Origin of the sequence: Streptomyces sp. NPDC032161 (assembly GCF_040636995.1) — a bacterium.
Taxonomy (GTDB): Bacteria; Actinomycetota; Actinomycetes; order Streptomycetales; family Streptomycetaceae; genus Streptomyces.
The window spans coordinates 21,230-27,229 of sequence record NZ_JBEZVN010000052.1 but is presented as its reverse complement, the minus strand read 5'-3'; the positions used below and the strand labels follow the sequence as shown (position 1 = coordinate 27,229).

Annotated in this window: 6 protein-coding genes and 1 pseudogene; 1 reads left to right on the top strand and 6 read right to left on the bottom strand. The window is 69.2% G+C overall.

Going from position 1 to position 6,000, the window contains the following annotated elements; all coding sequences use genetic code 11:
* Positions 1-664: IPT/TIG domain-containing protein (locus AB0E67_RS34090; RefSeq protein ID WP_362034363.1), on the bottom strand; the 664-nt coding region annotated here is incomplete at its 3' end.
* A gap of 149 nt (positions 665-813) precedes the next feature.
* Between AB0E67_RS34090 and AB0E67_RS34085 the strand changes: the two genes are divergently transcribed.
* Entirely contained in the window at positions 814-1,323 is a 510-nt protein-coding gene (locus AB0E67_RS34085; protein WP_362034361.1) for a hypothetical protein, read from the top strand.
* Here the strand turns inward: AB0E67_RS34085 and AB0E67_RS34080 are convergent.
* The 5 genes and pseudogenes from AB0E67_RS34080 to AB0E67_RS34060 form a co-directional block, all read right to left on the bottom strand.
* Positions 1,304-1,618: a hypothetical protein gene (locus AB0E67_RS34080; RefSeq protein ID WP_362034358.1), complete on the bottom strand. Its 315-nt coding sequence runs from the start codon at positions 1,616-1,618 to the stop codon at positions 1,304-1,306. The two genes, AB0E67_RS34085 and AB0E67_RS34080, sit on opposite strands and share 20 nt — an antisense overlap.
* 73 nt (positions 1,619-1,691) lie before the next feature.
* Positions 1,692-2,537 carry a cytochrome P450 gene (locus AB0E67_RS34075; protein ID WP_362034355.1) on the bottom strand — a complete coding sequence of 282 codons (846 nt, stop codon included), beginning with the start codon at positions 2,535-2,537 and terminating at the stop codon, positions 1,692-1,694.
* Positions 2,525-3,106, bottom strand: coding sequence for a cytochrome P450 (locus AB0E67_RS34070; RefSeq protein WP_362034348.1), 582 nt, complete (start codon positions 3,104-3,106; stop codon positions 2,525-2,527). The genes AB0E67_RS34075 and AB0E67_RS34070 overlap by 13 nt, the downstream gene beginning before the upstream one ends.
* A 45-nt stretch (positions 3,107-3,151) precedes the next feature.
* Complete coding sequence (locus AB0E67_RS34065; RefSeq protein WP_362034345.1) at positions 3,152-4,567, bottom strand: hypothetical protein; 1,416 nt, start codon at positions 4,565-4,567, stop codon at positions 3,152-3,154.
* Positions 4,568-4,788: 221 nt separating this feature from the next.
* Positions 4,789-5,967 (bottom strand): annotated as a pseudogene (locus AB0E67_RS34060) (IS256 family transposase); the annotation flags it as partial.
* Between the last annotated feature and the right edge of the window lie 33 nt (positions 5,968-6,000).

Here is a 6,000-nt window from a genome sequence, read left to right as displayed (position 1 = left end):
CCCCCAGGTCATCCACTTCGACAGGGGGCACACAGCCATACCGGACCCGGGGGCCAGGCACCCCATTGCGGGGCCACGAAAAAGGTAACGGGGGCGCGTTCGTTGCGGTAGACGGCGGTGGCGTCCCTCCGCAGCACGGTGACCGCGTCGGCCACGCCGGTCTGCTCGGCGGCGGCGACCACGTCGGGCAGAGCGGCGAAGTGGGTGTCGTGCCCGGCCGTGGTGGTGAAACGCCGGCGGTTCCCTGAAGGGAGTCGGCCGCGCGCACGGCCAGGACAACGACCTCGACCCGGTAGCCGGCCCGCCGGTACAGCGTCGCGCTGTTGACGAAGGCCGCGCCACTGGCGGGCGCGGCCTCGCTCGTGGAGCCACTGGACGGCGACAGGCCGGTCACTGTGGGGAGCGAAACGGCGGTATAGGTGACGGTGACCGTGGCGTTACTGGTCCCGCTTGGAGAGGTAACCGTCACCGCAACCGGGCCGGCGCTCCCGGCAGGGGTGACTGCGGTGATCTGCGTGGCTGATGTGACCGTGAAGGAAACGGCGTTGGCGGCCCCGAAACGGACGGCCGTGGCGCCCGTGAGACCGGTACCGGTGATGACGACCGTGGTACCACCCGACACAGGCCGCTGCGCGGGGTTGACGAAACTGACCACGGGCGGCATGGACGCCTCCTGAAACGAGAATGGAGCGGGGGGAACCGCCGATTCGAGGCGGTCAGTGCCGGTCCCCGGCGCGCGGCGCCATTTCCGGGTCTTGGACACACCGCCGGTAGGGTCCCGGGGCGTGAGCAGTAGGAAGCTATGGGGGCAGGGTGTTTGTCAATGCGCTCGATGCTCGTGTCGAAGCGTCGGGGCCGGAGGCGCGCCACTCCGAGGCTGACCAGCGCCACGAGCAGGCCCAGCAGGTGGAGGCCGATCGCCACCCGACGCTGGTGGTCGTGCCGGTCAGCGGTGACCGCGGTGTTCCAGCCCCGGAACGTCGCGAGCAGATGCGGTACGAGGAGCACCAGCCACCACGCGGTGTTCCCCAGCAGGAAGACGGCCCCGATCAGTACGGCGGCCAGCGCGGACTGTCCCCGCCAGGACCACCGGACGAACCGTTCGCTGCGCTCGCGCTGCGGTTCGGCGAGCCGGGCTGGCAGTTGGCGATCGTATTCCAGGAGGCGCTCGGCCTCGGCCACCACCTGCTCGTACTCCACGTCGAACGCCGCGTCGTCCTGGTCGAGCTGGGCCACGCGCGCGTGCCGTGCGCCGAGCGCCCAGCAGTTGCGGCGTTCTCGGACGAGCTGGTCGAAGCCGGTCTCATCCTTCGCTCACATTGACGGATCCCGCGTCTGCGGGTTCGTAGGCCGCATCGGCGGCGGCGTCCTGGCGTCCGTAGCCGGACAGGAGTAGCGCCATTGCGTCCTTACGGATGTCGCCGGCAGTGGTCTGGGAGACGTCGAGCCGCTCCATCACCACGGTCAGCGGTACGGCCTCGTGGTCGATCTCGTTGGCCGGCAGGTCCGGTTGCGCGGCCAGCAGCATGCGCGCCACCCGGCGTGCCGAGCGCTGACGCGGGGTGAGCCGGGCGTATTCGTCGGGAGCCTCGGCGGCCGCTTCGGCACGTGCGACCATCGGCTCCGCGCTGACATGGGCAAGGTGCCCCGGGCGGCTCCCGATGCCCCGTTCGAACGGATCGGGCCGCTGATCAGTGGCGGGTGGTCAGGCGTAGGCGTAGTGGGTGTGGGGTCAGGGTGGCGCGGGGGGTGGGGGTGGTCCTGATGCTGGGGAGGGGGTGGGGGTGCCAGCGGGCAGTGATGGTGGCCAGGGTGAGGGTGGCTTCGGTGACGGCGAAGGCGTCGGCGGGGCATTTGCGGGCGCCACCGCCGAACGGGATGCAGGCGTCGCGTGAGGGTGGTGTGCTGTGCTGGGGGTTCCAGCGGTCGGGGTCGAAGACGGTGGGGGAGGGGAAGAGGTCGGGCCGGTGGTGGAGGAGGTAGGGGCTCCAGACGACGTTCGTGCCGGCCGGGATGCGGTGGCCGCCGAGTTCGGCCTCGGCAGGAGTGGTGCGGGTGGCCATCCACAGTGGTGGGCGCAGGCGCAGGGCCTCGGTGATGACCCGGCCGGTCAGCTGCAGGCCGGGCAGGTCCCCGTAGGCGGCACTGGTGCGTCCGGCCAGGACGGTATCGACCTCGGTGTGCATCCGTTCCAGGACGGCGGGATGTTCTGCCAGCAGGTGCAGGGCCCATGCCATGGCGGTGGCGAGGGTTTCCACTCCGGCGAGGAAGAGTGTCACGACCTGATCGACGAGCTCGGTGTCGGACAGGGCCGGGTCCTGCGTTCTTTGGGCTTCGGGGACGGGGGTGGTGCCGTGCAGGGTCGCCAGCATCGACATCAGGTCCCTCTCGCCGGTGCCGGCGGTCTGGGAGTCGATGACGGCTTGGCGGATACTGTGGCGCAGCCGTCGGCGGGCTCTGTCGTAGCGGCGGTTGGCGGGGGACGGGATCCTGTCCAGCAGTGGCGGCATGAGCAGGCGGCGTGCTACGCCAGGCACGACGATGGCGAGGTCCTCGATGACGGCGTCGGTGGTCGCGGAGGTAAGGCCCCGAACATGGTCTCAGCAGCGATCCGGGTGGTGAGCCTCTGCATCTGTGTCAGGACATCGATCTCCTCACCGTCACGCCAGGAGCCGACGAGCGCATCGATGTGCTTGGTCATCACGTGGGCGTAGCCAGGCTGCTGGGTGGGGCGGAAGGCCGGCTGGACCAGGCGCCGCTGTCGGCGGTGGTCCTGGTGCGGACAGGTGAGGACACCGTCGCGCACCACCTCCCGGACCCTGTCGTAGAACGCGCCGCCCTTGTCGAAGGCTCGGTCCTCCAGGAGCGCCCTGCGGGTCAGGCCGGGGTCGCAGACAACCACTGCCCGCCACGGGCCGATCCGCACCCACATCAGGTCGCCATCGGCAGGCAGGGACCGCAGGAACGCCAAGGGGTCGCGCAGCAGCCGCGGCAGGTGTCCGAGCAGGGGCCATGCCCCCGGCGCAGTCTTCATCGTGTACGTGCTCGGGGGCAGGTGCGCCTGCGGCCGGACGGGCTCTGCCACATCGTTGTCGGGGGGCGTCATGTGTGCTTCCTTTGCGGCGGTGCCTCGGTGGTCTTGGCGACCGGGTCAGACGAGGTAGGGATCCCACTGGCCGGTCGGGCGCTTGTAGCGGGCGGTCGGGTCGGCGGCCCACCACACCCGTTCGAGCTGGGTGAGGATGGTGAAGACGGCCATCCGGTCCACGCAAGCGGAGTCCCCGGCCGCCTTGCGCCCGTACCCCCTGTCCAGGCGAGCCGTGCGCTCCTGCCAGCCAGCCGCCTCATAGCCGCCGCAGCCGGCGCATTCCGCGAAGTGCTCCAGGCACTCGTCGACAAGGCGGTCGTAGGCGGCCTTGTCGCGGCACGTCCCGCGGACCGAGTAGTCGTCGGGGCGCGCGGCGCGCGGCCCCGGGTTCATACGGTTGAGTACGGCGTCGGCGTAGGGGGCGCAGGCTGCGATACCGCTCGGCGGGGCGAGGTGGTCCAGCAGGAGGGCAGTCTGATAGCGCGTCACATAGACGTTCCAGATCAGGATCCGGCCCGCGAACAGGATCGGCCACAGCATGTCGTGGTCGATCGCCCAGGCCCACAGGTCCACACAGAACCGCCGCACCGGAATCAGGCCCTCGGCCTGATTGTGGACGCTCAGCAGGGTGAAGAAGTTATGACTCTCGTGGGCGGCGTTGTCATGACGCCGGTCGAATGCATCGTGCATGGCCATGCCCGCGAACCCGGCCGCCTCGACGAGCTGGTCACTGAACAGCCCGTCCGGCCGCTCCAGCGACGTCAGCAGGGCGAGGGCCCGGCCGGCGGAGTTCACCGTGCGGTACCGAATGCTGCGCCGTTTGTCCTCACCCACCGCGATCTGCGACGCCTTTGGGTGCAGCACGTCCAGATAAAGCGCCTGCAGACAGGCCATCCAGGCGTCCATGACGGCACGCTCCCGCGACCCGGGAGCATGGTCGCGGTGCACATGGTCGATGTAGGCGGCCATTTCACGACAGCTGTCCTCGGCGATATCAAACAGTTCCGCGGTGAAGTGGTGGTAGTCGAACCAGGCGCCGTAGACGCAAGCGGCCGCCGAGCCATGGACGCACTGCGGGCACAGCCGGGTCTGGTCGACGACGCACCAGGCGAACCCGTAGAGCTGCTCCGCCACGCCGCGCCAGAAGTCCGTGGACGGCACCGGGAAGAACTCCTTGAACACGGTGAGGACCGGCTCGTGGGGGCTGCCCAGCGCCAGACGCGCCGGCGCGTCTACGGCCAGCTCCAGGGCAGCGGCCGTGTGCCAGGCCTGTGCAGGCGGGGTGTTCTCCGCCAGGACGAGGCCCCGGCTGGGCTTGTCGTAACGGCCGACGGGGCACCCCGGATCGTAGAGCCGACCAGCCAGATCCGGACTCCATCGGCGGCGCAACTCGAAGATCCGGTCCATGTCAGCCCGCAGCCGGCCAGCCAGATCACCACCGCCGTCGTAGATGCCTTTTCCGAACAACGCGGTCTCCATGGCGGTACAACGCCCTTTCGCTCTCAACGCGACCCGGGTGGGACAACAAGAGGCCTCAGAGGAAACGTCACCACAAACAGCCCCGGTGAAGTGTCACCGTCTCCCCCGCCGTCACGGCATGCATCCACTGCCAAACCCCTCGTACGAGCGAGTGCCTCTCAGCCACGGTTGCCATGCCCGCGGGAGTGTCAACTTAACGGCTGATCTTGGTTGGTTGGGTGTCAGTGGCTGGCGGGGGTGAGGCGGCCTTCGAAGGCGATCTGGAAGGCGTTCAACGGCGCCTTCCAGCGCATCGTCCAGCGGCGCCGGCCCCTGCCGGTGGGGTCCGGGCTCATCAGAGCCATGTAGACGCACTTCAACGCGGTGGTCTCCGACGGGAAGCGACCACGAGCCCGGACGGCCTTGCGGATGCGGGCGTTCACGCTCTCGATCGCGTTCGTCGAGCAGATCACCTTGCGGATCTCGACGTCGAAGGAGAGGAAGGGGACCATCTCGGCCCAGGCGTCGGACCACAACTTGATCACGGCCGGGTACTTGGTGCCCCACTTCTCGGAGAACTCCAGGAACCGCTCGGTGGCGGCGGCCTCGCTCGGGGCGGTGTAGACGGGCCCAAGGTCCTTGGCGACCTTGTCCCGGTCCTGCCGTGCGACGTAGCGGATGCTGTTGCGGATCAAGTGGACGATGCAGGTCTCCACGACCATGCGGGGCCAGACGGTCTCGACCGCGTCGGGCAGGCCCTTCAGCCCGTCGCAGACGAGCATGAGGACGTCCTCGACACCGCGGTTCTTGAGCTCGGTGAAGACCTGGAACCAGTGCTTGGCGCCCTCGCCGCCGTCGCCCGCCCAGATGCCGAGGATGTCGCGGGTGCCGTCGACGGTGACGGCCATGGCGATGCAGATGGGACGGTTGGCGACCTGGCCGTCACGGATCTTCACGTTGATGGCGTCCACGAAGACCACGGGGTGGACGCGGTCGAGCGGACGTGACTGCCATTGGGCCATGCCCTCCATCACCTTGTCCGTGATCGTGGTGATGGTCTGCTTGGACCCGTCCGCCCCGTACACCCCGGCCAGGTGCGCGGACATCTCCCCGTGGGTGAGCCCCTTCGCGGACAGCGGGAGCACCATCTCGTCGACTCCGGGCGGGCGGCGCTGTCGCTTCTTGACGATCTGCGGCTCGAAGGTGCTGGCCGTGTCCCGCGGCACCTTCACCTCCACCGGGCCGACGTCGGTCAGCACGGTCTTCGACCGGGTGCCGTTGCGGCTGTTGCCGCTGTCCCTGCCCGCCACGTCGTGCTTCTCGTAGCCGACGTGATCGGTGATCTCGCCCTCCACAGCCGACTCCAGCACCCGCTTGGTCATGCTGATGGTGCCTTCCTTGCCGGAGGTGGACACCGGCCGGGTGGACCAGACAGGACATTGAAGGGGCTTCTG